The sequence below is a fragment of the Streptomyces sp. NPDC096176 genome, from assembly GCF_044763255.1.
GTDB lineage: Bacteria > Actinomycetota > Actinomycetes > Streptomycetales > Streptomycetaceae > Streptomyces.
On the sequence record NZ_JBIWFV010000004.1, the window covers coordinates 552,223 to 578,005 of the forward strand.

23 protein-coding genes and 3 tRNA genes are annotated in these 25,783 nt (G+C 70.0%); 16 read left to right on the forward strand and 10 right to left on the reverse strand.

Features of this window, described 5'->3' with window-relative positions:
- Window positions 1–188: 188 nt before the first annotated feature.
- Window positions 189–491 (forward strand): divalent-cation tolerance protein CutA, encoded by a 303-nt coding sequence (cutA, locus tag ACIQ7Q_RS14205; protein ID WP_403860584.1) that lies wholly within the window; start codon window positions 189–191, stop codon window positions 489–491.
- Window positions 492–493: 2 nt separating this feature from the next.
- Complete coding sequence (locus tag ACIQ7Q_RS14210; RefSeq protein WP_403860587.1) at window positions 494–970, forward strand: gamma-glutamylcyclotransferase family protein; 477 nt, start codon at window positions 494–496, stop codon at window positions 968–970.
- Here the strand turns inward: ACIQ7Q_RS14210 and ACIQ7Q_RS14215 are convergent.
- The 3 genes from ACIQ7Q_RS14215 to ACIQ7Q_RS14225 form a co-directional block, all read right to left on the reverse strand.
- Window positions 918–3,047 carry a molybdopterin oxidoreductase family protein gene (locus ACIQ7Q_RS14215; protein WP_403860235.1) on the reverse strand — a complete coding sequence of 710 codons (2,130 nt, stop codon included), beginning with the start codon at window positions 3,045–3,047 and terminating at the stop codon, window positions 918–920. The genes ACIQ7Q_RS14210 and ACIQ7Q_RS14215 overlap by 53 nt on opposite strands.
- Before the next feature lie 160 nt (window positions 3,048–3,207).
- Complete coding sequence (locus ACIQ7Q_RS14220) at window positions 3,208–3,789, reverse strand: TIGR03086 family metal-binding protein (RefSeq protein ID WP_403860238.1); 582 nt, start codon at window positions 3,787–3,789, stop codon at window positions 3,208–3,210.
- 77 nt (window positions 3,790–3,866) lie between these two features.
- Window positions 3,867–4,481, reverse strand: a complete 615-nt coding sequence (locus ACIQ7Q_RS14225) for a vancomycin high temperature exclusion protein (protein WP_403860590.1) — start codon at window positions 4,479–4,481, stop codon at window positions 3,867–3,869.
- Between the two features lie 167 nt (window positions 4,482–4,648).
- Between ACIQ7Q_RS14225 and ACIQ7Q_RS14230 the strand changes: the two genes are divergently transcribed.
- The 5 genes from ACIQ7Q_RS14230 to dnaG all read left to right on the forward strand — a co-directional run bounded on the left by ACIQ7Q_RS14230 (window position 4,649) and on the right by dnaG (window position 11,321).
- Window positions 4,649–5,302 carry a hypothetical protein gene (locus tag ACIQ7Q_RS14230; protein WP_403860593.1) on the forward strand — a complete coding sequence of 218 codons (654 nt, stop codon included), beginning with the start codon at window positions 4,649–4,651 and terminating at the stop codon, window positions 5,300–5,302.
- A 460-nt stretch (window positions 5,303–5,762) separates the two neighbouring features.
- Window positions 5,763–6,557, forward strand: a complete 795-nt coding sequence (locus ACIQ7Q_RS14235) for a sirohydrochlorin chelatase (protein WP_403860241.1) — start codon at window positions 5,763–5,765, stop codon at window positions 6,555–6,557.
- A gap of 36 nt (window positions 6,558–6,593) precedes the next feature.
- Window positions 6,594–7,943 (forward strand): deoxyguanosinetriphosphate triphosphohydrolase, encoded by a 1,350-nt coding sequence (locus ACIQ7Q_RS14240; protein ID WP_403860244.1) that lies wholly within the window; start codon window positions 6,594–6,596, stop codon window positions 7,941–7,943.
- Between the two features lie 161 nt (window positions 7,944–8,104).
- The gene (locus ACIQ7Q_RS14245; RefSeq protein WP_403860247.1) at window positions 8,105–9,367 is read left to right on the forward strand and encodes an NAD(P)/FAD-dependent oxidoreductase; all 1,263 of its coding nucleotides are present in this window, start codon (window positions 8,105–8,107) and stop codon (window positions 9,365–9,367) included.
- A 34-nt stretch (window positions 9,368–9,401) separates the two neighbouring features.
- On the forward strand, window positions 9,402–11,321 hold the full coding sequence (dnaG, locus tag ACIQ7Q_RS14250) for a DNA primase (RefSeq protein ID WP_403860250.1): 1,920 nt from the start codon (window positions 9,402–9,404) through the stop codon (window positions 11,319–11,321).
- Between the two features lie 146 nt (window positions 11,322–11,467).
- On the opposite strand, the gene ACIQ7Q_RS14255 is transcribed toward dnaG, so the two are convergent.
- Window positions 11,468–11,617: a hypothetical protein gene (locus ACIQ7Q_RS14255; RefSeq protein ID WP_403860252.1), complete on the reverse strand. Its 150-nt coding sequence runs from the start codon at window positions 11,615–11,617 to the stop codon at window positions 11,468–11,470.
- Between the two features lie 153 nt (window positions 11,618–11,770).
- On the opposite strand from ACIQ7Q_RS14255, the gene ACIQ7Q_RS14260 reads away from it, so the two are divergent.
- Entirely contained in the window at window positions 11,771–12,850 is a 1,080-nt protein-coding gene (locus ACIQ7Q_RS14260) for an RNA polymerase sigma factor (protein ID WP_403860255.1), read from the forward strand.
- A gap of 78 nt (window positions 12,851–12,928) precedes the next feature.
- Here the strand turns inward: ACIQ7Q_RS14260 and ACIQ7Q_RS14265 are convergent, their stop codons facing one another.
- The 4 genes from ACIQ7Q_RS14265 to ACIQ7Q_RS14280 all read right to left on the reverse strand — a co-directional run bounded on the left by ACIQ7Q_RS14265 (window position 12,929) and on the right by ACIQ7Q_RS14280 (window position 18,626).
- Window positions 12,929–14,860: an ABC transporter ATP-binding protein gene (locus ACIQ7Q_RS14265; RefSeq protein WP_403860258.1), complete on the reverse strand. Its 1,932-nt coding sequence runs from the start codon at window positions 14,858–14,860 to the stop codon at window positions 12,929–12,931.
- Entirely contained in the window at window positions 14,857–16,590 is a 1,734-nt protein-coding gene (locus tag ACIQ7Q_RS14270) for an ABC transporter ATP-binding protein (RefSeq protein WP_403860261.1), read from the reverse strand. Before ACIQ7Q_RS14270 ends, ACIQ7Q_RS14265 begins: the two co-directional genes overlap by 4 nt.
- A gap of 165 nt (window positions 16,591–16,755) precedes the next feature.
- Complete coding sequence (locus ACIQ7Q_RS14275; RefSeq protein ID WP_403860263.1) at window positions 16,756–18,201, reverse strand: FGGY family carbohydrate kinase; 1,446 nt, start codon at window positions 18,199–18,201, stop codon at window positions 16,756–16,758.
- A gap of 125 nt (window positions 18,202–18,326) precedes the next feature.
- The gene (locus ACIQ7Q_RS14280; protein ID WP_403860265.1) at window positions 18,327–18,626 is read right to left on the reverse strand and encodes a YtxH domain-containing protein; all 300 of its coding nucleotides are present in this window, start codon (window positions 18,624–18,626) and stop codon (window positions 18,327–18,329) included.
- 173 nt (window positions 18,627–18,799) lie between these two features.
- Here ACIQ7Q_RS14280 and ACIQ7Q_RS14285 point away from each other — a divergent pair.
- The 3 genes from ACIQ7Q_RS14285 (at window position 18,800) to ACIQ7Q_RS14295 (ending at window position 19,256) form a co-directional block, all read left to right on the forward strand.
- Window positions 18,800–18,872: transfer RNA gene (locus tag ACIQ7Q_RS14285), tRNA-Asn, on the forward strand.
- Window positions 18,873–18,877: 5 nt separating this feature from the next.
- Window positions 18,878–18,950: transfer RNA gene (locus ACIQ7Q_RS14290), tRNA-Asn, on the forward strand.
- A 232-nt stretch (window positions 18,951–19,182) separates the two neighbouring features.
- Window positions 19,183–19,256, forward strand: a tRNA-Ile gene (locus ACIQ7Q_RS14295).
- 132 nt (window positions 19,257–19,388) lie between these two features.
- On the opposite strand, the gene ACIQ7Q_RS14300 is transcribed toward ACIQ7Q_RS14295, so the two are convergent.
- Window positions 19,389–19,652: a hypothetical protein gene (locus ACIQ7Q_RS14300; RefSeq protein WP_403860268.1), complete on the reverse strand. Its 264-nt coding sequence runs from the start codon at window positions 19,650–19,652 to the stop codon at window positions 19,389–19,391.
- Window positions 19,653–19,708: 56 nt separating this feature from the next.
- Between ACIQ7Q_RS14300 and ACIQ7Q_RS14305 the strand changes: the two genes are divergently transcribed.
- The 3 genes from ACIQ7Q_RS14305 (at window position 19,709) to ACIQ7Q_RS14315 (ending at window position 23,427) form a co-directional block, all read left to right on the forward strand.
- Window positions 19,709–20,146, forward strand: coding sequence for a transposase (locus ACIQ7Q_RS14305; RefSeq protein ID WP_403860595.1), 438 nt, complete (start codon window positions 19,709–19,711; stop codon window positions 20,144–20,146).
- Between the two features lie 288 nt (window positions 20,147–20,434).
- Complete coding sequence (locus ACIQ7Q_RS14310) at window positions 20,435–20,806, forward strand: hypothetical protein (RefSeq protein WP_403860271.1); 372 nt, start codon at window positions 20,435–20,437, stop codon at window positions 20,804–20,806.
- Window positions 20,807–20,838: 32 nt separating this feature from the next.
- The gene (locus ACIQ7Q_RS14315; RefSeq protein ID WP_403860274.1) at window positions 20,839–23,427 is read left to right on the forward strand and encodes an ATP-binding protein; all 2,589 of its coding nucleotides are present in this window, start codon (window positions 20,839–20,841) and stop codon (window positions 23,425–23,427) included.
- A gap of 406 nt (window positions 23,428–23,833) precedes the next feature.
- On the opposite strand, the gene ACIQ7Q_RS14320 is transcribed toward ACIQ7Q_RS14315, so the two are convergent.
- The gene (locus ACIQ7Q_RS14320) at window positions 23,834–24,283 is read right to left on the reverse strand and encodes a DUF1931 family protein (protein ID WP_403860277.1); all 450 of its coding nucleotides are present in this window, start codon (window positions 24,281–24,283) and stop codon (window positions 23,834–23,836) included.
- Window positions 24,284–24,525: 242 nt separating this feature from the next.
- On the opposite strand from ACIQ7Q_RS14320, the gene ACIQ7Q_RS14325 reads away from it, so the two are divergent.
- Both ACIQ7Q_RS14325 and ACIQ7Q_RS14330 read left to right on the forward strand, forming a co-directional pair.
- Window positions 24,526–24,873 (forward strand): hypothetical protein, encoded by a 348-nt coding sequence (locus tag ACIQ7Q_RS14325; protein WP_403860280.1) that lies wholly within the window; start codon window positions 24,526–24,528, stop codon window positions 24,871–24,873.
- A gap of 67 nt (window positions 24,874–24,940) precedes the next feature.
- Window positions 24,941–25,729 carry an erythromycin esterase family protein gene (locus ACIQ7Q_RS14330; RefSeq protein WP_403860283.1) on the forward strand — a complete coding sequence of 263 codons (789 nt, stop codon included), beginning with the start codon at window positions 24,941–24,943 and terminating at the stop codon, window positions 25,727–25,729.
- Window positions 25,730–25,783: the final 54 nt, after the last annotated feature.

Genomic DNA, 25,783 nt, shown 5'->3' on the forward strand with positions numbered 1-25,783 from the left:
CGGGGGGGGGGGCGCGCGCGGGGGGGGGGGGGGGGGGGGGGGGGGGTGTGGGGGGGGGGGGGGGGGGGGGGGGGGGGGCCCCCCCCCCCCCCCCCCGCCACCGCATACGAGCCGATGACCGAGCCGACGACCGAGAAGGAGCCCGTGCCGTGGAACAGACCCCCGCCGCGCCGCCGCTGCTCACCGTGATGACCACGACCGACAGCGCGGACAAGGCACAGAAGCTCGCGCGGGACGCGGTCGAGGCCCGGTTGGCCGCGTGCGCGCAGATCTCCGCGCCGGTGACCTCGGTCTACCACTGGCAGAACGCCATCGAGACCGCGGAGGAGTGGCAGGTCCTCTTCAAGACGACCCCGGCCTGCTACGGCGCCCTCGAGGCCCATCTGACCGCCGCCCACGACTACGAGACCCCGGAGATCATCGCCACTCCGGTGGTGCGCGGGAACGCGGCGTACGCGGCCTGGGTGCGGGCGGAGACGGTGGCCCGGTGAACATGCGGGACCGGCTTCCGTTCTTCGTCTACGGCACCCTGCGGCCGGGCGAACGCAACCACGACCTGTTCCTGCGGGGCCGTACGACAGCGGAGCGGCCGGCCGTGCTGCCGGGCGCGCGGCTCTACGAGGGCCCCGGCCATCCGTATGCCGTCGACGACCGGGGCGGCCCGGTCAGCGTCGCCGGGGAGGCGGTGACGGCGGCCCCCGAGGAGTACCGGCGACTGCTGTTGGCACTGGACCGGATCGAGGAGTACACCGGCCGGCCCGGCCACCCGGACAACCTGTACGTGCGGGTGGTCCGCGATGTCGTCCTCGAGGACGGCACGGAGGTCCGGGCCTGGGTCTACGTCGCCGCCGAACGGGTGGCCCGCGAGCTGCGGGCCCGCGGGACCCCCGTCGAGGGCGGGGACTGGCACGAAGCGGTCACTGAGCGGCTGCCCGGCTCACCGACTCCACCCGCACCGCGCACACCTTGAACTCCGGCATGCGGGAGGTCGGGTCGAGTGCCGGGTTCGTCACCGTGTTGACCCGGCCCTCGCCCGGCCAGTGGAACGGCATGAACACCGTGTCCGGCCGGATCCCGGTGGTGATCCGCGCCGACCCGCTCGCCCGGCCGCGCCGGGACACCACGGCGACCGGCTCGCCCTCCCGGACACCGAGGCGTTCCGCCAGCTGCGGATGCAGCTCGACGAACGCCCCGGGCGCGGCGGTGTTCAGCTCGTCCACCCGCCTTGTCTGCGCCCCCGACTGGTACTGGGCGACCACCCGGCCGGTCGTCAGCAGCACCGGATACTCGGCGTCGGGCTCCTCGGCGGCCGGCCGGTGCCCCACGGAGACGAACCTCGCCCGTCCGTCGGGGGTGGCGAACCGGTCGAGGAACAGACGCGGCGTCCCAGGGTGCACGCCGGCCGCCTTGGGGTCCTCCCCTTCCGGGCAGGGCCAGAACACGCCGTTCTCGTCGGCGATCCTGCGGTACGTGATGCCCGAGTAGTCCGCCGGGCCGCCCGCGGACGCGCGCCGCAGCTCCTCGAAGACCTCCTCCGGGTCGGCCGGGAAGCCCTTCTCGTGCCCGAGCAGCGCCGCGAGAGCGCTCAGCACCTCGAGATCGCTGCGCACCCCCTCCGGGGCGTCGAGCGCCTTGCGGCGCAGCAGCACCCGGCCCTCCAGATTGGTCGTCGTGCCGGTCTCCTCCGCCCACTGGGTCACCGGCAGCACCACGTCCGCGAGCGCCGCCGTCTCCGAGAGCACCACGTCCGCGACGGCCAGGAAGTCCAGCGACTTGAGCCGCCCCTCGATGTGCGCGGCGCGCGGCGCGGAGACGACCGGGTTCGAGCCCATCAGCAGCAGCGACTTCACCTCCCCGCCCAGCGCGTCCAGCAGCTCGTACGCACTGCGTCCCGGACCGGGCAGCGACTGGGGGTCGACGCCCCACACACCCGCCACATGGGCCCGCGCCGCGGGGTCGTCCAACTTGCGGTAACCCGGCAGCTGGTCGGCCTTCTGGCCGTGCTCGCGGCCGCCCTGGCCGTTGCCCTGCCCGGTCAGACAGCCGTAGCCGGACAGCGGACGGCCCGCCCGGCCGGTCGCCAGACACAGGTTGATCCACGCGCTCACGGTGTCCGTGCCCTTGGAGTGCTGCTCGGGGCCGCGGGCCGTCAGCACCATCGCGGACGGCGCGTCGCAGAACAGCCGCACCGCTTCGCGCAGCTGGGGCACGCCCACGCCGGTGATCCGCTCGACCAGCTCCGGCCAGTGCGCCATCGCGGCGGCCCTGGCGTCGGCCCAGCCGCTCGTACGCTCCGCGATGAACTCCTCGTCGGTGCGCCCCTGGGCCACCACTTCGTGCAGCAGGCCCAGCGCGAGCGCCAGATCGGTGCCGGGGCGCGGCGCCAGATGGAGATCGGCCTGCTCCGCCGTCTTCGTACGCCGGGGGTCGACGACGATCAGCGTGCCGCCGTTCTCCTTCAGTTCGGTGAGATAGCGCAGCGCGGGAGGCATCGTCTCCGCGAGGTTGGAGCCGACGAGGACGACACAGCCGGTCTTCGGGATGTCCTCGAGCGGGAACGGCAGTCCGCGGTCGAGGCCGAACGCCTTGTTGTGCGCCGCCGCCGCCGACGACATGCAGAAACGGCCGTTGTAGTCGATCTGCGAGGTGCCGAGCACGACCCGGGCGAACTTCCCGAGCGTGTAGGCCTTCTCGTTGGTCAGCCCGCCGCCGCCGAAGACGCCCACCGCGTCGGCGCCGTACACATCCGTCGTACGCCGCAGCCCGTCGGCGATCGTACGCAGTGCCTCCTCCCAGGTGGCCGGCTCGAGCCGGCCTGTGGCGTGGCTTCTGACGAGCGGCCCGGTCAGGCGCACCCGGGAGGAGAGCAGGGCGGGCGACGTACGGCCCTTGCCGCACAGGGCGCCCCGGTTGACGGGGAAGTCGGGGCGCTCCGCCACCTCGACGACCGGCTCGGCGGCGGGACCGGAAACGGCTCCGCGGCGCAGATTCATGCCGCACTGCAGGGCGCAGTAGGGGCAGTGGGTCGGGGTGGTCTCGTCGCGCATGACGCCAGCGTGGAACATCCGTGTTACGCGAGCGGTCGCGGCACATTACGGAAGAGGTACGCCCCGCTCCGCGACCGGCCCGCGACGGCGTGAGGAGCCGCGGCCGGCCGTCGGGCGTGGGCTGCCGCTCGCCGGTCTGCCCGTCGGCCTTCGGCCGTCGTCAGGCGCGGCGGCCCAGCATCGCCAGCAGTCTGGACTGTGGGTCGTCCCCCGGCGGCGGCTCGATCGGCGGGGCGAAGAGCCCGGACTTCGACAGCTCCGCCGCGTAGGGGGCGACCTCCTCCAGGGTGAAGGCCACCAGCGCGTCCGGAAGCCGCTCCTCCGCGCCGATCCCGCGCGACAGGTCCCAGGCGTGCACCACCGCGTCGCTGATCATCTGCGCGCAGTACGCCGTGGTCGGTGTCTCCCCGTACGAGAGCTGGACGGTCCCCTCGAGCGCTCCCTGTGCCGAGAACGCCTTGTGGGCGGCGCGGGCGGCCGCGTCCCAGGTACGGCGGGGATGTTCGCCGAGGACGTCGCCGTCGTACGCGTCACCGATGTCCTCGATGGTGGCCTGCTCCGTCACCAGATCGGGCACCCACAGCTGTTCCGCGGTGAGGTGATTGACGAGATCGCGCACCGACCACTCGGTGCACGGGGTCGGTTCGTCCCACTGGTCGTCGCGCACGGCGTGCACCCGGTCGGTGAAGAGGGCGAGCGCCTCGGTGTGCCGCGTCAGCAGCGTTGCCGCGTCTTTTCTCATACCGCTCACTTTTGCGTGCCGGGGATGCGGATGCGAGCGGGCGGGGCCGCGCGCCGTCGGCGTGTCAGAGCTGCCTGTCAGCGCCGCGCGTCCGCGAGGGCGTCCCGAACGCCCGGTTCCTGAGCGCCCAGGAACCGCGGATCCGGCCGGAACACGGCGTCCAGCGATGCCTTTCCCGCCGCGAACATCTCGCGCGCCCCGCCGTAGTACCAGGTCGCGTCATGTGGTTCCGCGACCCCGACGCCGTACGAGTCGACACCGGCCGACCGGCACAGCGCGACGGCCCGGCGGACGTGGAAGCCCTGCGTGACGAGCAGGGCCCGCTCCACCCCGAAGATCTTCTTCGCCCGTACGCACGAGTCCCAGGTGTCGAACCCGGCGTAGTCGCTGACGATCCGGTCGTCCGGCACACCGCGCTCCGTCAGATACGTCCGCATGGCGTCCGGCTCGTCGTACTCCACCCGGCTGTTGTCGCCGGTGACCAGCACCACATCGACCTTGCCGGTCCGGTACAGCTCGGCGGCGGCGTCAAGCCGGTGGGCGAGGTACGGGGACGGCCGGTCCTGCCACAGCCCGGCGCCGAAGACGAGGGCGACGTCCTCGGCCGGGGCCTCGGCCACCGTACGGATCCGGCCGTCGGCGACAGCGTGCATCCACGTCATGGGCACGAGCCCGAGCACGCAGCCGAGCATCACCGCCTGCACGACGCGTCGCCGCTTCTTCGTTGCTCTCACGCCGAGTCAGACGACGGACGAAGAAAAACGGTTCGCCTTCTCGCCTCCCCTGTTGCGAGGATCAGCCCGTGATCGACGAGAGGGCGAAGACCGCCGCCCGCAACAACGCCGAGTGGTGCGAGGCCATGTGCCGGGCACACGGTCTCCCCGGCACGTTCGGCGCCCGCGCCTGGACCAACGCCCGCCGCACGCCGATGCTCTACCCCGACGCGGTGACACTGGCGGCGGACGCCACGGCGGACGACATCCTGGGCGGGGTCGATCCGACCGCCCCCGGCTGCTCGGTCAAGGACAGTTTCGCGTCGTTGGACCTGTCCGCGGCGGGGTTCGACGTCCTCTTCGAGGCGCAGTGGCTGCACCGGCCCGCGGACCTGCCGGCGCCCGCGACTCCCGAGGGCGTCGAATGGACTCGCGTCGCCACCCCCGCCGAACTGGCCGAATGGGCGGAGGCCTGGGACGCCGACGAGGGCCTCGCGCACCTGTTCCGCACGGAACTGCTCGCCGCCCCCGAAGCCGCCTTCCTCACGGGCCGAGCGGCCGGAAGCGTGGTGGCGGGCTCGGTGGTGAGCGTGAGCGGGGGAGGGGCAGCGGCGGGCGTGTCCAACCTCTTCACGACGGACCACGACCTCGGCGCGGCGTGGGCAGGCTGCCTGTCGGCCGTGGCACGGGAGTGGCCGGGGCTTCCGGTCGTGGGCTACGAGAGCGGCGACGCACTTGCGGCGGCGCGGGCGGCGGGGTGCGTGCCGACGGGGCCGCTGCGGGTCTGGCTGGCGCGGTAGCCCTGCGGAGGCGTTTCCTCCACCCCGCCCCGTCCCGCTGTACCGAAGTGCGGCCCCGCCGCGTGGCGGGCTTCGACCCGGACCCCGTGCACCCTCCGGACAGGCTGGAAACCAGCCTCGCCTCTGACGCGCGGGGGGTTCGGGGCGGAGCCCCGGATGGACGGACGGGGCATCCCCGGCGCGGAAGACGCCCCCGTGGCTCGCCCCGTCCGTGAGGCCCCGGCAAAGACCCGTCACCCTCACGCAACAACCTCGCAACCTCCGCCCGGCACCATCGGTGCATGACGGAGCCGGAACACCTTCGTGAGTCCCCGCCCCTCCCCAGCGCCGCCTCCGGCGCAGTCGTGGACGCCGCCGACACCGCCCCGCACTTCGACACCGCCGTCGAGATGCTCACGCGTATCACCGCTCAGCTCGGCACCCAGCTGAGTCACGTCCGACTGAACGGAACCCGCCACGCATGCCCCGCAGCCGCCCCACCCACGCCCCCCGCACCACTGACGAGAACGGGCCCGCGCTCGTCGCCGTCGCCCACGGCAGCCGTGACCCGCGTGCCCTGGTGACCGTCACCGCGCTCCTCGACCGTGTCCGCGAACTCCGGCCAGGGCTCGATGTCCGTCTCGGCCACATCGAGCTGAACGAGCCGCTGCTGTCCGACACCCTCGCCGGGCTGGCGCACCGCCCCGCCGTGCTCGTGCCGCTTCTGCTGAGCCGCGGCCACCACGTCAAGCACGACATTCCGCAGGCCGCCGCGCGTCTGGCCGGCGTTGACATCCGCATCGCCCGTCCGCTGGGCCCGCACCCCTACCTCGTGGAGGCGCTCCTCTCCCGCCTGGCGGAGGCGGGCTGGAGCGCCGAGGACGGCACGAGCCGCAGCGCGGGCGTCGTTCTCGCGTCGGCCGGCTCGCGCGACCGGGAGTCCGCGGAGGACACCCGGCGCATGGCGGAGTTGCTCGGCGAGCGGCTCGGCGGCGTACCGGTCGTCGCCGCGTACGCCTCCGCCCTCGCACCCACCGTCCCGGCCGCGATCCGCGCGCTGACCGCCCGCGGCCGTCACCGGATCGCGGTCGCCTCTTACTTCACCGCGCCAGGGCTGTTCTCCACCCGCAGCGCCGCCGCCGCTCCCTGGATCGCCGCGGAGCCGCTGGGCACGCACCCTGCCGTCGCCAGGCTGCTGCTGCACCGCTACGACGAGGCGCGCGCCCTGCCCGGCACGACGCGGACCGTCCGACGGCTGGAACTGTCCGCCGCGTAGACCCCGACTGTCGGCCGCTCCGGTTACCTTCGGTGCATGGACGGCACCACCAGCACCGCACACACCGGCCGGGACACCGGCACCGGCCCGGCCACCGGAACGGGCTCCGGCCCTTCCACCGGCTACGACGACGCGGCCGCAGAACGCTGGGCGGTCGAGCCGGACAAGCGCCCGGGCCGCACGGCGTTCCAGCGCGACCGGGCACGCGTACTGCACTCCTCCGCGCTGCGACGCCTCGCGGGCAAGACCCAGGTGGTGACACCCGGCACCCGCAGCCACGCCTGGGACGCCAGCCCCCGTACCCGGCTGACGCACTCCCTGGAGTGCGCCCAGGTCGGGCGTGAGCTGGGCGCGGCCCTCGGCTGCGACCCGGATCTCGTCGAGGCGGCGTGCCTCGCGCACGACATGGGCCACCCGCCGTTCGGCCACAACGGTGAGCAGGCGCTCAACGAGTTCGCGCGGGACTGCGGCGGCTTCGAGGGCAACGCCCAGTCCCTCCGCCTGCTCACCCGGATCGAGCCGAAGCGCTTCGTGCACACGGAGTCGGGCGAGCCCGTCAGCGTAGGACTGAACCTCACCCGGGCCACGCTCGACGCCGCGACCAAGTACCCCTGGCCGCGCGGCGGTCACCCCACCGAGCCCGGTTCGGCGAAGTTCGGGGTCTACGAGGACGACCTGCCGGTCTTCGAGTGGGCGCGTGCCGGTGCCCCCGCGTACCGCAAGTGCCTCGAGGCCCAGGTGATGGACTGGTCCGACGACGTCGCCTATTCGGTGCACGACTTCGAGGACGGCCTGCACGCCGGGCACATCGACCCCAACTGCCTCGACTCGGAGACGGAGCGCGGCGGCATCTGGTCGGTGGCCATCGGCAGATACGTACCCGAGGACACCGACCCGCAGGAGCTGTCCGAGGCGCTCGACCGGCTCGTCGACCAGGTGTGGTGGCCGCATCACTACGACGGCTCCGCGGTCGCCCAGGCGCGGCTGAAGGACGCCACCAGCCAGCTCATCGGCCGGTTCGCGCTCGCCGCGGAGGGCGCGACCCGGCAGGCGTACGGCGCCGGCAGTCTGACCCGGTACGCGGCGGAGCTGGTCGTCCCGCGCTCCACCCGCAACGAGTGCGCCGTGCTGAAGGCCGTCGCCGACCGCTATGTGATGCAGCGCGCCGAGCAGGAGGCGCTCCGCGCCGACCAGCGCATCGTGCTCGCCGAGCTGGCGCAGGCGCTCACGGCCCGTGCGCCGGAGGGTCTGGAGCCCCAGTTCCGCGCGATGTTCGAGACGGCGGCGGACGACCGGGCGCGCAAGCGGGTGATCGTCGACCAGATCGCGAATCTCACCGACGCCTCCGCCCGCACCCTGCACGCCCGTCTCACGGCCCGGCGCTGAGCACGGAGTCGAGAAACGGCGTCGTACGGCGCTGCGAACAGGGCGCCCAGCGATTCGTCCGGTTTGACACGCCCGAGGGGGTACTCCCTCTTCCGCCGTCTCGCTCCGTGCGGGACGCTCGCTGAAGGCTGCGCTGCGGAGAAGTAACGAGGAGGCATCACGTGGTCGACGCACATCGGACATTCGTCATCGTCGGTGGTGGGCTGGCGGGAGCCAAAGCCGCCGAGACCCTCCGTGCCGAGGGGTTCACCGGACGAGTGATCCTCATCGGCGACGAGCGCGACCACCCGTACGAACGGCCACCCCTGTCCAAGGGGTATCTGGTCGGCAAGGACGAGCGCGACAGCGTCTTCGTCCACGAGCCCGGCTGGTACGCCCAGGCCGACATCGAACTGCACCTCGGACAGATGGTCGTCTCCATCGACCGCGACGCGCACTCCGTGCGCCTCGGCGACGGCACCGTCCTGCAGTACGACAAGCTGCTGCTCGTCACGGGCGCCGAGCCCCGCCGTCTGGACATCCCCGGCACCGACCTGGCCGGCGTCCACCATCTGCGCCGCCTCGCCCACGGCGAGCGGCTGCGGCACGTGCTCGGCGCGCTCGGCCGCGACAACGGCCACCTGCTCATCGCGGGTGCCGGCTGGATCGGCCTGGAGGTCGCGGCGGCCGCCCGCGGATACGGCGCTGAGGTCACGATCATCGAACCGGAGGCGACCCCCCTCCACCAGGTCATCGGCCCCGAGCTCGGCCAGTTCTACACCGAACTCCACCGCGAGCACGGCGTCCGCTTCCACTTCGGCGCCCGACTCACCGAGATCACCGGGCAGGACGGCATGGTCCTCGCCGCCCGCACCGACGACGGCGAGGAGCACCCGGCCCACGAGATCCTTGCCGCGATCGGCGCCGCTCCGCGCACCGCGCTCGCCGAGGCCGCGGGCCTGGCGCTCGCCGACCGGGCACACGGGGGCGGCATCGCCGTCGACGAGAGCCTGCGCACCTCCGACCCCGACATCTACGCCGCGGGCGACGTCGCCGCCGCCCGGCATCCGCTGATCGGGGCCCGGCTGCGCGTCGAGCACTGGGCGAACGCGCTGAACGGCGGCCCGGCCGCCGCCCGCGCCATGCTCGGCCAGGACATCTCCTACGACCGCGTCCCCTACTTCTTCTCCGACCAGTACGACCTGGGGATGGAGTACTCGGGCTGGGCCCCGCCCGGCTCCTACGACCAGGTGGTGCTCCGCGGCGACGTGGGCAAGCGGGAGTTCATCGCGTTCTGGCTCAAGGACCGCCGGGTGCTGGCCGGGATGAACGTCAACGTGTGGGACGTCACCGCGCCGATCCAGCAGCTGGTCCGTTCCGGGGCGCCCGTGGACCTCCAGGCCCTGGGCAATCCGAGCGTGCCGCTCACCGATCTCGCCGGCTGACCGGAGTGTCGCCGCACCACCGTAGAATTCACGCGTGGCAGGCAGGATCAACGATGACGACGTGAAGGCGGTCCGGGACGCGGTCCCGATCGACGCCGTCGTTTCCGAGTACCTCCAGCTGCGCAGCGCCGGCGGTGGAAACCTGAAGGGCCTGTGCCCCTTCCACGACGAGAAGTCCCCCTCCTTCCAGGTCAGCCCGAGCAAGGGTCTCTTCCACTGCTTCGGCTGCCAGGAGGGCGGCGACACCATCGCCTTCGTGATGAAGATCGACCACCTCTCGTTCTCCGAGACGGTCGAGCGCCTCGCCGCCCAGGCAGGCATCACCCTGCGTTACGAGGAGGGCGGTTACAACCCGACCCACCAGCGCGGCGAGCGGATCAGGCTGGTCGAGGCCCACAAGATCGCCGCCCAGTTCTATGTGGAGCAGCTGGACAGCCCGGAGGCGGAGATCGGCCGGAAGTTCCTCGCCGAGCGAGGCTTCGACCAGGCCGCCGCCCAGCACTTCGGTGTGGGCTACAGCCCGGCCGGCTGGGACCACCTCACGCGTTATCTGCGCGGCAAGGGCTTCAGCGACAAGGAGCTGCTGCTCTCCGGCATCTCGCAGGAGGGCCGCCGCGGCCCCATCGACCGCTTCCGCGGTCGACTCATGTGGCCCATCCGGGACATCACCGGCGAGGTCGTCGGTTTCGGCGCCCGCAAGCTCCGCGACGACGACAACGGCCCGAAGTACCTGAACACCCCAGAGACCGCGATCTACAAGAAGTCGCAGGTGCTGTACGGCATCGACCTCGCCAAGAAGGAGATCGCCCGCACCACCAAGGCCGTCGTCGTCGAGGGTTACACGGACGTCATGGCCTGCCACCTCGCGGGCGTCACCACCGCCATCGCCACCTGTGGCACGGCGTTCGGCGGCGACCACATCAAGATCCTGCGCCGGCTGCTGATGGACAACGCGACCGCGGAGGTCATCTTCACCTTCGACGGCGACGCGGCCGGGCAGAAGGCGGCCCTGCGCGCCTTCGAGGACGACCAGAAGTTCGCCGCGGAGACCTCCATCGCGATCACCCCCGGCGGTATGGACCCCTGCGAGCTGCGCCTCGCGGAGGGCGACGACTCGGTGATGAAGCTCGTCGAATCGCGCACCCCGCTCTTCGAGTTCGCCATCCGGCACATGGTCGCCCGGCACAACCTGGAGACACCCGCGGGCCGCGCCGCGGCTCTCGACGAGGCCGCCCCGATCGTCGCCGGCATCAAGAACGTCGCGATCCAGCACGAGTCGGCGGTCCAGCTCGCCGGCATTCTCGGGATCATGGACACCCAGTTCGTGGTCAAGCGGGTGGCCCAGCTGGCCCGTTGGGCCCGTGAGCGCGGCGGCGCGGGTGTCGGTGGCGGCCGCGGCCAGGACCGGCCGGGCAGGCCTCGGCCGTACGAGACCCCGGCGCAGCCCCCGGCGGCGGTGTCCGGCCCGGCGATCAACCTGCGCAGCCCGGCCCACCGCACCGAGCGTGAGCTGCTCAAACTCGCCCTCCAGCACCCCGAGTTGGTCTCCCCGGCGTTCGACGCCTACGGTGTCGACGAGTTCACGGCCCCGCCGTACGCGGCGGTGCGCCAGACCATCGAGGAGGCGGGCGGCGCCGAGCAGGGCACGCACGACACCTCCGGCTACCTCGCCCGCGTCCGCGACGCCGCGCCCAACGACACCGTCCGGGCGCTGGTCACCGAGCTCGCCGTGGAAGCGGTGCACTCGCGCACGGTCGACGAGATGTACGCGGGCGTCCAGCTCGTCCAGGTCCGCCTGCGCGCGGTCGACCGCCGTATCCGCGACGTCCAGGGCACGATGGCCCGCCTGGCCACCAACGCGGACCCGGAGCGCTATGCCGCGGTGGCGAACGAACTGTGGGTGCTCCAGCAGTACGCCCAGTCACTGCGCAACCAGGGCGCGGCGGCGCTGTAGCGCACCGGAGCGCCTCGGGGAACGGGGCCGCACGGTCGAGCAGAACGACGACGGCGTGGAACGCTTCCCGACCTCAAGGGTTCCCTGTCGAACGAGAGCGGCTTCGCGTACCCGACGGACGAGGAGGGGGACCCGATCTCCTTCGACTACGCCCTCGTCACCTCGGTGAACTCCCCGAGACCGCGCCGGGGCTGACCCTGGCGGCCGTCTTCCGTGGGCGGCGAACTGGTGCCGCTCGACCGCATCCGCCCCTCCCGTACGTCCGCGACCAGCAGCGAGTCCCCGAACGGGGACATACGGGTAACCGGCCGGTCACGCACGGGTCTCAAAAAGTCACCGCACGCCCCTCGTGGCGGAGATGTGTCGTACCCCACACTGGTTGGCGGTGCCTGAGCCCTCGGAGTAGCCCCCGCCCCCCGACCGGCAGCGATCACCCTGGAGGTCGCCCCGTGCAGACCCAGACCCTCACCGACGAGGCCGTTGCCGTTGCCGGGCAGGTGCCCACGCAGGGCCTGCCCGCCGGGCACCCCGACGCCGTGCCGGGGAGCGTGAACGAAGAGTTGGTAGAGCTACCGGAGCCGCCCCGGCCCGCACGGAGGGGCACCACCGACTCCGGTGGCCCGTCCTCCGACCTCTTCCGCCAGTACCTGCGGGAGATCGGACGCATCCCGCTGCTCACGGCGGCCGAGGAGGTCGAGCTCGCCCGCCGGGTGGAAGCCGGCCTCTTCGCGGAGGAGCGTCTCGCGACCACGCCCGACCCGGACTCCCAACTGGCCGTCGACCTCGACCGGCTCGTCGTCATGGGCCGGATGGCGAAGCGCCGTCTCATCGAGGCCAATCTCCGCCTCGTGGTCTCCGTGGCCAAGCGGTACGTGGGCCGCGGCCTGACGATGCTCGACCTGGTGCAGGAGGGAAACCTGGGCCTGATCAGGGCAGTCGAGAAGTTCGACTACGCCCGCGGCTACAAGTTCTCCACGTACGCGACGTGGTGGATCCGCCAGGCCATGTCCCGCGCGCTCGCGGACCAGGCCCGCACGATCCGCGTGCCTGTCCACGTCGTCGAACTGATCAATCGCGTGGTGCGGGTCCAGCGCCGCATGCTCCAGGAGCGGGGCCACGAGCCGACCCCGGAGGAGGTGGCCGCACACCTGGAACTGACCTCTGAGCGGGTCAGCGAGGTGCTGCGGCTCGCGCAGGAACCGGTGTCCCTGCACGCCCCGGTGGGCGAGGAGGACGACGTGGCGCTCGGCGACCTCATCGAGGACGGCGACGCGACGTCCCCCGTCGAGTCCGCCGCGTTCCTGCTGCTGCGCCAGCACCTGGAAGCGGTGCTGTCCACGCTCGGCGAGCGCGAACGCAAAGTGGTCCAGCTCCGCTACGGTCTCGACGACGGCCGCCCGCGCACCCTCGAGGAGATAGGCCGCCTCTTCGGCGTGACCCGCGAACGCATCCGCCAGATCGAGTCCAAGACCCTCAGCAAGCTCCGCGACCACGCCTTCGCGGATCAGCTCCGCGGCTATCTGGACTGACCCGCACACGGAACGGGCCCGCACCGCCGCGCAGGGTGGTGCGAGCCCGTTCGATGCGACCCCGAAGGGCCGGACGACTCAGTCCACTTCGACCACGGCTTGGGCGAACTGTGCCGAGTACAGCCGCGCGTACGCCCCGCCGGACGCCAGCAGCTCCTCGTGCGTGCCCTGCTCGACGATCGAGCCGTCCTCCATCACCAGGATCACGTCGGCGTCCCGGATGGTGGAGAGCCGGTGGGCGATGACAAAGCTCGTCCGCCCGTGCGCCAGACGCGCCATCGCCTTCTGGATCAGCACCTCCGTACGGGTGTCGACCGAGCTCGTCGCCTCGTCCAGGACCAGGATCACCGGATCGGACAGGAACGCCCGTGCGATGGTGATGAGTTGCTTCTCGCCGGCGCTGACGCCCGCGCCCTCGTCGTCGATCACGGTGTCGTAGCCGTCGGGCAGCGTACGGATGAACCGATCGGCATGCGCGGCCCGTGCCGCCTCCTCGATCTCCTCGCGGCTCACCTCCCGCGAAGCGCCGTAGGCGATGTTCTCCGCGATCGTGCCGCCGAAGAGCCAGGTGTCCTGCAGCACCATCCCTATGCCCGAACGCAGGTCCTCCCGGGACATCTGGGCGATGTCCACGCCGTCCAGGGAGATCCGCCCGCCGGTCACCTCGTAGAACCGCATCAGCAGATTGACGAGCGTGGTCTTGCCCGCGCCGGTCGGGCCGACGATCGCGACGGTGTGTCCCGGCTCGACCTTCAGCGACAGGTCCTCGATGAGCGGCTTGTCGGGCTCGTAGCGGAAGGCCACGTTCTCCAGCGAGACCCGCCCCCGGGACGGTTCCGACCGCTCGGGCCGCTCGGCGGACGGCGCGTCCGCCTCCTGCTCCTCCGCGTCGAGCAGTTCGAAGATCCGCTCGGCCGACGCGACACCCGACTGCACCAGGTTCGCCATCGACGCGACCTGCGTCAGCGGCATCGAGAACTGTCGCGAGTACTGGATGAAGGCCTGCACGTCACCGATGGACAGGGAGCCCGACGCGACCCGCAGACCGCCGACGACCGCCACCAGGACATAGTTGAGGTTGGAGATGAAGAACATCAGCGGCTGCATCATTCCGCTGTTGAACTGCGCCTTGAACGATGCCTCGTACAGCGCGTCGTTCTGCTCCGCGAACCCCTTCGCCGACTCCTCCTGGCGCCCGAAGACCTTCACCAGTGAGTGGCCGGTGTACATCTCCTCGATATGGGCGTTGAGCGCGCCGGTCGACTTCCACTGCGCCACGAACTGCGGCTGCGACCGCTTGCCGACCTTCGCCGCGACGAACACCGACAGCGGCACCGTCACCAGTGCGACCAGCGCCAGCAGCGGGGAGATCCAGAACATCATCGCCAGCACGCCGACGATCGTGAGCAGTGAGTTGATCAGCTGACCCATCGTCTGCTGCAAGGTCTGCGAGATGTTGTCGAGGTCGTTGGTGGCCCGGCTGAGCACCTCGCCGCGCTTGGCCTTGTCGAAGTACGACAGCGGCAGCCGCGACAGCTTCGCCTGCACGTCCTCCCGCATGCGGTAAACAGTCCGGTTGATCACCTTGATCGACAGCCGCGTCGCCACGAGCATCGTCAGCCCGGCAGCCACGAACACCGTCAGCGCCAGCAGCAGGACGTTCCCCACGGCGGTGAAGTCGATGCCTTCGCCCGGCGTGAAGTCCACGCGGGAGAGCATGTCCGCGAGGCCGTCGTCGCCGCTTCGCCGCATGTCGTCGAGGGCCTGGTCCTTCGAGACGCCCTCCGGCATCTGCCGGCCGACGACGCCCGCGAAGATCAGGTCGGTCGCCACGCCCAGGATCTTCGGTCCGACCACCGCGAAGGCGACGCTCAGCACACCGGCCGCGAGCATCACCCACAGCGTCGCCCGCTCCGGCGCGAGCTGCCGCAGCAGCCGCTTGCCCGAGCCCTTGAAGTCCATCGATCGCTCGACGGGCCCCGTCATCATGCGTCCACCCGGCCCGCTCATGCGGCCTCAGCCTCCGTCAGCTGCGAGAGCACGATCTCTCGGTACGTCTCATTGCTCTCCATCAGCTCGTGATGGCTGCCCGCACCCACGACCTGCCCCGCGTCCAGGACCAGGATCCGGTCCGCGTCGCGGATCGTCGACACACGCTGGGCGACGATCACCACCGTGGACTCCGCGGTCTCGCGGGCGAGCGCACCGCGCAGCGCCGCGTCCGTCGCATAGTCGAGCGCGGAGAAGGAGTCGTCGAACAGGTAGATCTCGGGCCGCTGCACCAGCGTCCGCGCGATGGCGAGCCGTTGGCGCTGCCCCCCGGAGACGTTCGTTCCGCCCTGGGCGATGGGCGCGTTCAGTCCGCCCTCCAGGGCGCGTACGAAGTCGGCGGCCTGGGCGACTTCGAGCGCCGCCCACAGCTCCTGGTCGCTCGCGTCCGGCTTCCCGTAGCGCAGGTTGGTCGCCACCGTCCCGGAGAAGAGGTACGGCTTCTGCGGCACGAGCCCGACGGTCCTCGCCGTCAGCGCCGGGTCCAGCTCCCGCACGTCGACCCCGTTGACGAGAACCTCGCCGCCCGTCACGTCGAACAGCCGCGGCACGAGCCCGAGCAGCGTCGACTTGCCGCTGCCCGTCGAGCCGATGATCGCGGTGGTCTCGCCGGGGCGCGCCACCAGGTCGATGCCGTGCAGCACCGACTCCTCGGCGCCCGGGTAGCGGAAGTCGACGCCGCGCACCTCCAGCCGGCCGCGGCCGCGCAGCTCCCGCACGGGAGCGGTCGGCGGGACGACGCTCGAATCGGTGTCCAGCACCTCCTGGATGCGCTCGGCGCACACCTCGGCACGCGGCACCATCATGAACATGAAGGTGGCCATCATCACGGCCATCACGATCTGCATCAGATAGGCGAGGAACGCCGTCAGCGCACCGATCTGTATGGCGCCGCTGTCGATGCGGTGCGCGCCGAACCAGATGACGGCGACGGAGGAGATGTTCACGACCGTCATCACCGTCGGGAACATCAGCGCCATCAGCCGGCCGGTGGACATCGACACATCGGTCAGGTCCTCGTTGGCCCCGCGGAAGCGCTTCTTCTCGTACCCGTCGCGCACGAAGGCGCGGATCACGCGGTTGCCGGTGATCTGCTCGCGCAGTACGCGGTTCACGGTGTCGAGCCGTTCCTGCATGGTGCGGAACAGCGGCCGCATCTTCTTCACGATCAGCGAGACGCAGATGCCGAGGACCGGGACGACCGCAAGCAGCACTGCCGAGAGCGGCACGTCCTGGCCCAGCGCCATCACGATGCCTCCGACGCACATGATCGGTGCCGACACCATCAGCGTGAACGCCATCAGCACCAGCATCTGGACCTGCTGGACGTCGTTGGTGGTGCGGGTGATGAGCGACGGCGCCCCGAAGTGGCCGACCTCACGTGCGGAGAAGCTCTGCACCCGGCCGAAGACGTCGGCCCGGACGTCGCGGCCGAGCGCGGCCGCCGTCCGTGCTCCGTAGAAGACGGCCCCGATGTTGCAGAGCACCTGGACGACGCTGATACCGATCATGAGGGCGCCGAGGGCCAGGATGTAGCCGGAGTCCCCCTTCACGACACCGTTGTCAATGATGTCGGCGTTGAGGGTGGGCAGATAAAGGGTGGCGCTGGTCTGCAGCAGTTGCAGCGCCACCAGGATGGCGAGGGGTCTCTTGTACGGACTGAGATAGGTCCGCAGCAGTCGTATCAGCACGCGCTGTCTCTCGGGCTCGGCAAAGATCAGGGGTCACCCATCTTCCGACACCCGGTCGGTAAACCCCACGAGTTTTCCCCAAGCCCCGGTCAAGAACAGCTTGTATGACCGCACCTTCCGTGTGTCCGGACCGCAGCTCCAGCGAGACCGGAGCGGGCCCACCCCTCACGGCGCGGCGGAGAACGCCCCCGGATGGATCTGGTCCCGCGTCGCCCCGTACTGCTGGCGCACCGCCTGACCGACCGCCAGCTCCTCGCCCGGCTCGAGCACCTGGGCCGCCGCGCCCTGCCAGGCCGGCGGCGCCTGCGGCGACAGTGTGCCCTGCGCGGCGCCCAGCGCCCACGCGGCCTGACGCGCCGCGCCGAGCGCCGCGTAGTCCGCCGGCTGCGGCACGACGACCTGTGCACCGAAGATCGCCGGGGCGAGCGCCTGCACGGCGGGCAGCTCCGCGGCCGCCCCCAGCAGGAACACCCGGCGCACCTCGACGCCGCGCTCGCGCAGCACGTCCATCGCGTCCGCGAGCGAGCAGAGCATGCCCTCGAAGGACGCCCGTGCCAGATGTTCCGGCTTCATCGACTCGCGCCGCAGTCCGGTCAGCGTGCCCGCGGTGTGCGGCAGCTGCGGTGTCCGTTCGCCCTCCAGATACGGCAGCAGCACCAGTCCGGACGAACCGGGCGTCGACTTCGTCGCAAGCGCGGAGAGCTCCTGGAGATCGGCCAGACCCAGCAGCTCGGCCGTCCCGCGCAGCGCCCGCACGGCGTTGAGCGTGTGCACGACCGGCAGATGCATCCCGGTGGCGTCGGCGAACGAGGTGATCATTCCGCTCTGGTCGGCCAGCGCCTCGTGGTGCACGGCCATCACCGAACCGGACGCGCCGAGCGACACGACCGCGTCGCCGACGCCCACTCCGAGACCGAAGGCCGCCGCCATGGTCTCGCCGGTGCCCGCGGAGATCAGCAGCCCCTCGGGTGTGGTGCCCGCGGCCTCCGCCGGGCCGAGCACCTCGGGCAGCGCGCACTGCTGCCCGAGCGCGAGTTCGACGAGGTCGGGGCGGTAGGCGCCCGTGCCCGCCGACCAGTAACCGGTACCCGAGGCGCCGCCGCGGTCCGTGGTCCTGCGGGCCGGCCGCCCCAGCAGCTGCCACACCAGCCAGTCGTGCGCCTGCATGACGAAGGCGACACGCCGCGCGGCGTCGGGCTCGGTCCGCGCCAGCCACCGCAGCTTCGCCACGGGCTGCGACGACTGCGGCACGGAACCGACGGCCTCGGCCCAGGCCTGCCGGCCGCCGAGCGCGTCGATGAGATCGGCCGCGGCGACCTGCGCGCGCTTGTCGTTGCCGACCAGCGCGGGGCGCACGATGCCGCCCTGTGCGTCCAGCATGATCAGGCCGTCCTGCTGCGCAGAGACGCCGATGGCCTGCACTCCCTCGAGGAGGCCGCCGGTGGCGGCCTCCCCGAGCGAGAGCAGCCAGGCCTGCGGATCGATCTCGGTGGCCTTGGGTTCGAGGGGGTGCGGCGCGTACCCCTGGCGCAGTACGGCGCCCGTGTCCGCGTCGCAGACAACGATGCGCGTGAACCCCGATGAACTGTCCAACCCGGCGACTATCCCCATGGCCGGAATTCTGCCGTACGCCAGCAGTCGGTGACGTCACACGGGCCGTGGCCTGCGTGACGTCACCGACTGCGGCGCGTCCTGTGGACCCCGACCGTCGCACGATGTGGCCGGGCCGTTCATGTTCAGGTGTTTGTGGTTCCCCAGTCGTCTTCGGCGCCGGAGCCCCGCTCCTTGAGGGCCCGCACCCGCTCGGCCACGGAGTCCGGCATGCGGTCGCCGACCTTGTCGCTGACCGCATGGAAGGCCTTGCCCGCCGCCTCGCGACCGTTGTGAGCGGCGGACTCGGCCACGTTGCGCACCGCCGGGTTCTGCGAGATCTGCCGCGCGGACTTCTTGAGCTGTTCGTAGCGCTCGCGCCCGGCCCGTGCCCCGAGCACGAAGCCGACGGCCAGTCCGGCGACGAACGTGAGCTTGTACCGCATGGGTGACACCCTTCCGTTGCGTCGGTGCTGCCCGCCTACCCGTCGGCGCCCGTGATCACCCGGCGCCATACCGATTGGCGGAGCACCCCCCTGCTTGCGCTAATGTATGTGTCGCAGCGAGCGAACGCCCCCTGGGAAGCCCCGGGTAGGTACGTTCGGTGCATACGCAGCAATCCCCTGTAGCTCAATTGGCAGAGCAGCCGGCTGTTAACCGGCAGGTTACTGGTTCGAGTCCAGTCGGGGGAGCGCGATCCCCTGTAGCTCAATTGGCAGAGCATTCGGCTGTTAACCGGAGGGTTGCTGGTTCGAGTCCAGCCGGGGGAGCAGATCGGAAGAGGGCCCTCTTGGGCCCTTTTTCATTGCCCGCCCATCACCTCCCGCGGCACTCGTTCGTCCCTCTCGCGGCTCGTTCGGTGTGCTCCAGGCAACATCCGGAACCGCGCGAGCGGCAGCGCAGTCCTGATGATTGAGCGTTGCCGACCATGCGGAGCAGGAGATCGTATGACCGGCTATGCTGCGGCAGACGGCGCGCACAAATGTGCGCGACGCGCCGTTAGGGGCGGTAGCTCAGCCGGTTAGAGCAGCGGACTCATAATCCGTCGGCCGTGGGTTCGAGTCCCACCCGCCCCACCCCAAGGTGCTCCCAGAGAACCGTTTCTACCTGCGGAGACGCGAGAACGGGGGTCGCCACTCCAGGGTGGTGGCCCCCGTTCATTCGTTCAGACCAAGATCCAGTGGACACGTAGTGGACGCGGGGACGATTCAGTGGACAGAAGCGCCCTCACGCCGCCTTCCGACGCCGCTTCGGAGCCCGGCGGGTGGTCCTGGCCGCTGCGGGTAGTAGGCCCGTCGGCAGCACCCAGCCGTCCAGGCCATGATCTCGGGCAGCACGCTGGTGTAGGTGACGGAGGTGATCTGGCGCGAGGAGTGTCCCAGCTTCTCCTGGACCACCGTGATGCCGGTACCGGCGAGCAGGGACAGGGTGGCAGCGAGGGGGCGCAGGTCGTGCAGGCGACCACCAGCCACCGGGGCGCCGCCGTGACCCGGGTCACGTTTCGGCCGGAGCGTGCGGCCCGTGCGAGCTGAGGACGTCGTGCACCGACTCACTCAAGGGACGCGCACTCACCTTCCGCCCCACGGCCGAGTACGAGATCTTCCAACAGGCTCGAATCGAACAGGACACCGCGCCATGGCGACGACGCTACGGGCACCGTGCTGGGGTCGAGGGCACCATCTCCCAAGGCGTCGGGGCCTTCGGCCTGCGCGGATCCCGCTACTGCGGCCTCGCCAAAACCCCGCTGCAACACCACTTCACCGGAGCTGCCACCCACCTCGCCCGCATCGATGCCTGGCTCACCGGCAGACCCCACGCCCGCACTCGTATCCACCCTTCGCAGCACTCCGCCCCGCTGGGTGAGATCCAGCGGGGCGGAATCGACCAACAGCGTCCGGAGGTTCCGGTCGGGGGCGGTCGGGTCGGGGTCTACGGCGGGGCGTCCGGGATGCCGCCGATCACGTAGGTGGGCGGGAATCGGGGCCGCGGACGGCGCAGGTCCGACGTCGACGTCAGACCAGTGCACGCGTCACCCCAGCAACGCTGGTAACGGCCGGAAAGGCACGGCCCGCGACAACCATTCCATGATCAAGAGACAGAGCCGTTCATTTGACAGACACCAATGCCTCGAATGTGGCAGCCCATCGGGCATCGCTGGGTACTGTGCGTCTGGGGGCAAGGAGCCTGCCTGGTGATTGTGGGGGGTGCGATGGACCCGGTTGTGGTGGCGGCTGGAACGGCGCTGGTAGGGGCGATGGCCACCGACGCCTGGCAACACGCCCGTGCGGGCGTCGTTGCGCTGTGGCGACGTGGTCGCCTTGATCAGTCAGAGATGGTGCAGGCCGACTTGGCGCAGGCCCGGACCGAGGTGCTGGCGGCGCGCGAGGAAGGCGACGACGCGACCGAGGAGGCGCTTGCGGGGGTGTGGCGGCTGCGCATGCAGCAACTGGTGCGTGCCAACCCGGAGCTGGCGCCTGAGCTGCGCCGACTGTTGGACGACACGCTCACGCCGCAGCTGACTCCCGAGGAACGGGAACGGGTCACCTCCATCGAGTTGAGGGCCACTGCGCGTGGCCACGGCCGGGTCTACCAGGCAGGACGCGATCAGCACATCACCGAACGGTGAACGGCGGGAGGGGCGGACAGGACCAGCCGGAGGTGAGCCTGCGGGCGGGCGCCGACGATGGCGGCCGGATCTACCAGGCGGTCGGCGACCAGTACATCTACGAAAGCCTGCCGGTAGCGCCCGCCTCAGTCACCAATACACTCCCGCGGGATACGTTTGCATTCGAGGGCCGTGACGGGGAGTTGCAGAAGCTCGTCGACGCCGTGCGCCACGAGTCGGCGTCCAAAGGGCCGCTTCCGGTTTATGCGATCGATGGAATGCCAGGGGTGGGAAAGACCGCCTTCGCGGTCCGAGCAGCACATCTGCTGGCTGATGCCTTCCCTGACGGGAAGCTGTTCGTGAACCTGCACGCCCATAGCGCAGGACAACTTCCGGTCGAGCCGGTCGACGTGCTCGGCTCGCTGTTGAGCATCGTCGGGGTGGCTGCGCAGTACATCCCTGCCGGGTTGGACGCTCGTGCCGCGATGTGGCGCGACCGGCTCGCCGGCAAGCGGGTCCTGCTCATTCTGGATAACGCGGCTGGCCACCATCAGGTCGAGCCGTTGCTCCCCGGCACCGATAACTGCCTGATCCTCGTGACCAGTCGACGGCGGCTCAGCGCCCTGGACGGGGCGGTCTCGATCTCGCTCGGCACTCTCGCGCCCGACGAAGCCATTAACTTGCTGAGCACACTGTCGGACCGGGACGTCTCGTGCGAGGAGGCCGCCGCCGACGCTCTCGTACGTCTCTGCGGCTGCCTTCCTTTGGCCGTCTCCATACTGGCTGGCAGGCTCCGTCACCATCCTTCGTGGCTGCTCGGAGATCTCATCGAGGACATGGCGGATGCGCAGACCAGGCTCGATGAACTGCGAGCGGAGGACAGCGCAGTGGCCGCGACATTCGAACTGTCCTACCAGGACCTCCCGGACGATCGGCAGCTCTTCTTCCGACGGTTGGGCTTGCATCCGGGGGAGGAAATCGACGACTGGGCCGCAGCGGTGCTGGTCGGCGTCCCTCGGAGGCAAGCCCGCCGTCATCTGGCCGCCCTGTACGACGACCACTTGATCGACGAGCTGCGCCATGGCCGCTATCGCATGCACGATCTGATTCGTGACTACACCCGCGCTCTCGCCGACGCGGACGGGGAGGCCAGCACTGAAGAGGCAATGGACCGTCTTTTCGACTACTACCAGCGAACCGCCTCTCTCGCTGACCGGCAGCTGAGTCACGCCCTCCGGACGGGAATCCCGTCCATCTCCGGAGTGTCAAGCTGTCCCGATCTGGCGACCCGCACCGAAGCGTTGAAGTGGATGGAGAGCGAACGCACAAACCTTCTGGCCTGTGCTCAGCGCACCATCCAGCACGGTCAGCATCCGAGGGTCGTGCGATTTGCCGAGGCGATGGCCAGGTATCTCCAGCAGGCAGGCCCCTGGGACCGGGCCATCGAGATCCACCGCGCCGCGACGGCGGCAGCGCAGCGCAGTGCCGACCCGCCCGAACAGGCAGGTGCCCTCATCCGACTGGCGACCGTGCAGTACCTGAGTGGTGACTATCCGCAGGCACGTGAAGCGGTGAACTGTGCGCTCGGGCTCTACCGTGATGTCAATGCTCTCTCCGGGCAGGCGGCCGCTCTCTGCCATCTGGGCATCATCCATAAGCTGACCAACGAACATGAAGTTTCCACACAGGCCCTGGAGCGATCACTTTCGCTGTATCGCCATCTGGGCGACCAGGAGGGGCAGGCTGACGCCCTCACCCATCTCGGAATCGTACGGTACTGGCAGTCCGACTATCCGGGCGCGTCGCAGTTGCTGGAGCAGGCGTTGAAGCTCTACCGCGATGTGGAGAATCTGCTTGGACAGGCCAATGTTTTGCATCATCTGGGCCTCGTCCGTTGGCTTCTCGATGACTACCCGGTGGCGGCCGACGCGCTCGAGAAGGCGATGGCTCTTCACCGTGATCTTGGCAATCGCATAGGCGTGGCGGAAGCCCAGAACTGGCTGGGGGCCGTGTGGTGTATCACCGGCAGGTATGAGGCCGCCGCCGAGGCGCAATCAGAGGCCCTGACCGTCTTCCGCGAGATGGGCAGTCGATTTAACGAGTCGGAGGCACTCTACAACTTGGGCGTCACACTTTTGTCCGCCGAGGAATATGACGCGGCGGTGAAGTACCTGGATGAAGCCCTGGTCGTGTGCCGATGCGTGGACAGCCCCCTCGGCGAGGCGGATGTGCTCTGGGCCCTCGGCTCCGCGCACGTCCGTACCGGCGATCTTACTCTGGCGGCCGAACTCCTTGACCAGTCGCTGACCCTCTATCGCGAGCTGGAGAACAGCCTCGGGGAAGCCGCCGGCCTCAACGAGATCGGGAAGTTGTTGTTCGCTTCGGGCCGGCACACCCAGGCCTTTGAACATCACGAGTCGGCACTCTCTCTGGCGCGCTCCCTCAACAGTCCGTTCGAAGAAGCCCTCGCGCTCGCCGGGATCGGTCGCCACGCCCACTACGAAGGCGAGACCGTGGTCGCGATCGATCATTATCGGAATGCTTATGCGATTCTCGAGCGCATCGGCGCGGCCGAAGCCAAGAATATCGAGCGTGAACTCGCCGAACTCCTGCCCGGCATGCATGACGAACGCGAAAAATGATCCAATCATGCTCTACCGGGGTTCAACTGTCTGACCCGGCTGTCACGTGGATGGCGACCTCTGTGCTATCGATCAGCCACACGTCCAGCGAGGTATCCGTGCCGTACAGGCGCCACGAGGCGATCAACCGTTCAAGGCGCCGCCCGACCAGATAGTCAGGACGTCCACCGACCCCGTGCAACGGGCCCCGCTCAACCGCTTCGTACTCTTTGAGGAACGGTAGCCGGCCGGCGCAAAGCCACTCGACTTCACCCCGGGCGCAGTGGCCCAAAGCTCGCTACGTCGGTAAGGCAATTCGCTGCGTAGAGTTCGAAACCTCTCACTTCGCGGCTGCGTTGACCGCGTCATCCAGGCCGCGGGTGGCGAAGGGTGCTCATGCCGAGGAGATCGGAGTCGCGGGTTGGGTCTACAGCAGTAGGTTGAAGATCTCCGTGACGGTCTCCCAGTGCTTGGTCTGAGGGTTCTTGAGGTCCGGGAAGACGATCCTGAACGTCTCGGCGAGAGCCACGCTCAACCCACCGAGGATCTCCGGGAATCGCGCCTCTGTCTCCTCGGTCGGCGCCCGGTCGAGCGGGGGGTGCTTGGCCAGCTGCTCGAGGATGGGCTTGAGCTCGACTTCCTGGTCCAACCGCCGGAACCGGTGGATGCTCTCCTGGAGCCCCTTGGTGATCGGCAGGTCCCACGGTTCGACGGTGTCCCGGCCGTTCGCCTTGGCCGCGGCCTGCGCGACGATCAGGAGATCGTAGAGCTTGTCGTCCACGAAGTCGCTGTAACGCTTCAGGTCTTCCTTGTCCACGTCGAGACTCGCGGCCTTGCGGAAGAATCGTTCGAATGTGGAAACCCCCATGACGGTCATGCCTCTCGCCTCCTCATCGACGGGCGATCACCCAGTCAAGTGTCGCAGAGGGCGCCATGCCCCGCCTGCGCATGCCAGGACGAATGAAGCGGCACGCTTTTCACCTGCCAGGAGAAACTGCGGGTATTCGCCGAGATTTACACTCGGTGGCCCGGGCGACGCTCTTTCGGCCGTGCAGAATCGGCCGGAGGGGAATTCAGCGTGCTTGCAGTACGGCACGACGCGGGAGGTGTCGACTTGTCATGGTAAAGCTGAACAAGCAGGCCTTCGAGCATGCGAAGAAGCTGGTCAAGGAGCACCGGGCGGTCATCGACGACCGGGACGCCTGGAGCGAGCACCGGCCCTCCGCCAAGGAGGAGAACCGCTTTCTGGAGGAGCGTGGCCTCGCCGAATACCAGAAGTGGTACCTCGGCGTGGACGACGAACAGGACGCGGACGACAAAGGACGGTACAAGTTCCCCTACGGCGACTTCGAGAAAGTGCACCGCTGTGGAATCCTTTCCGCGGAGTCACGCGCCGGCCAGAACAAGTACACCGACATAGAATTCGCCGTGGCGCATTTGCACGGAATGCTGGACGCACTGGCGTGAGTAGTGCGGGTTCGTCCGGCGCGTAGGAGGCTGCGAATGCCTGATCGACTGTTTCGAGACCGGAAGGATGCAGGACGGGTCCTGGCCCGTCTGCTCGAGCAGTACCGGGACGGGCCACTTGTACAGCCTCTACCGGTCCGTCGACGAGGTGATCTCATACCTGGAGCGAGTCGACCCCGCCGCCGCTGCCCGGGCCCGCGAACGCTACGCCTGCTTCGACCACTACCGCGGTGAGGACGACGCCCGGGCCTGGGGCTTCGAGGCGGCCTTCAGCGCCGGCGAGAACTTGGACTGTCCTTGGCCTGTCCGGACGAGCAGGTTGCCCAATCGGTCCTCGACGGCGACGGCGACGGCGACGGAGCGCAGCGCCCGTGAGCCCGTGGACGGCCCTGGCGATGCCCGCAACGCCGCCGATGCCGGCCGCGGGCCTCGCCGAATACCTCGTGGACGGTCCGTTGGCGCCCGAGCTCGGCGACGGACGCTGCCGGCCGCGCGTGCACGGTCTCCCGGCTCACGCATCGACCCACTCCTGTTCACCCATATCTGGTTGTTCTGCGCTGTCAGGGCGAGAGCCGATGGGGATTTGGATACCGCAGGGGCAGGCTGCTGCCCCGGCGCGCCGCGACTCTGGAGTGGTCATCGTGAAACGGACGGCGCTCGCGCTGTCCCGGAGAGGGCGAGCATGGATGAGCACCGTCGAAGTTTTGCCTCGCACCACACGTACGCCGAGGCGGAACGCTTGGGTCGGCGTCGGCCCGGCCGGTCTCGCCGCCACGGTGAACGCCGCCCCCGAGGGCCTCGGCACGAACCTGGTCGAGGCGACGGCCGGCGGCGGCCACGTGGTCGACCACCATAAGGGAGAACACCATCGGAGCGACGTCCGGGCCCGGTTCGTCTTCACCGGCGCCGA

Excerpts from the sequence above, each read along its gene's own strand:
- cutA (WP_403860584.1), top strand. The coding sequence starts at position 189 with ATGACCACGACCGACAGCGCGGACAAGGCACAGAAGCTCGCGCGGGAC.
- ACIQ7Q_RS14210 (WP_403860587.1), top strand. The coding sequence starts at position 494 with ATGCGGGACCGGCTTCCGTTCTTCGTCTACGGCACCCTGCGGCCGGGC.
- ACIQ7Q_RS14215 (WP_403860235.1), bottom strand. The coding sequence starts at position 3,047 with ATGCGCGACGAGACCACCCCGACCCACTGCCCCTACTGCGCCCTGCAG.
- ACIQ7Q_RS14220 (WP_403860238.1), bottom strand. The coding sequence starts at position 3,789 with ATGAGAAAAGACGCGGCAACGCTGCTGACGCGGCACACCGAGGCGCTC.
- ACIQ7Q_RS14225 (WP_403860590.1), bottom strand. The coding sequence starts at position 4,481 with ATGCTCGGCTGCGTGCTCGGGCTCGTGCCCATGACGTGGATGCACGCT.
- ACIQ7Q_RS14230 (WP_403860593.1), top strand. The coding sequence starts at position 4,649 with ATGTGCCGGGCACACGGTCTCCCCGGCACGTTCGGCGCCCGCGCCTGG.
- ACIQ7Q_RS14235 (WP_403860241.1), top strand. The coding sequence starts at position 5,763 with ATGCCCCGCAGCCGCCCCACCCACGCCCCCCGCACCACTGACGAGAAC.
- ACIQ7Q_RS14240 (WP_403860244.1), top strand. The coding sequence starts at position 6,594 with ATGGACGGCACCACCAGCACCGCACACACCGGCCGGGACACCGGCACC.
- ACIQ7Q_RS14255 (WP_403860252.1), bottom strand. The coding sequence starts at position 11,617 with ATGTCCCCGTTCGGGGACTCGCTGCTGGTCGCGGACGTACGGGAGGGG.
- ACIQ7Q_RS14265 (WP_403860258.1), bottom strand. The coding sequence starts at position 14,860 with ATGAGCGGGCCGGGTGGACGCATGATGACGGGGCCCGTCGAGCGATCG.
- ACIQ7Q_RS14275 (WP_403860263.1), bottom strand. The coding sequence starts at position 18,201 with ATGGGGATAGTCGCCGGGTTGGACAGTTCATCGGGGTTCACGCGCATC.
- ACIQ7Q_RS14280 (WP_403860265.1), bottom strand. The coding sequence starts at position 18,626 with ATGCGGTACAAGCTCACGTTCGTCGCCGGACTGGCCGTCGGCTTCGTG.
- ACIQ7Q_RS14310 (WP_403860271.1), top strand. The coding sequence starts at position 20,435 with ATGGCCACCGACGCCTGGCAACACGCCCGTGCGGGCGTCGTTGCGCTG.
- ACIQ7Q_RS14320 (WP_403860277.1), bottom strand. The coding sequence starts at position 24,283 with ATGACCGTCATGGGGGTTTCCACATTCGAACGATTCTTCCGCAAGGCC.
- ACIQ7Q_RS14325 (WP_403860280.1), top strand. The coding sequence starts at position 24,526 with ATGGTAAAGCTGAACAAGCAGGCCTTCGAGCATGCGAAGAAGCTGGTC.
- ACIQ7Q_RS14330 (WP_403860283.1), top strand. The coding sequence starts at position 24,941 with ATGCAGGACGGGTCCTGGCCCGTCTGCTCGAGCAGTACCGGGACGGGC.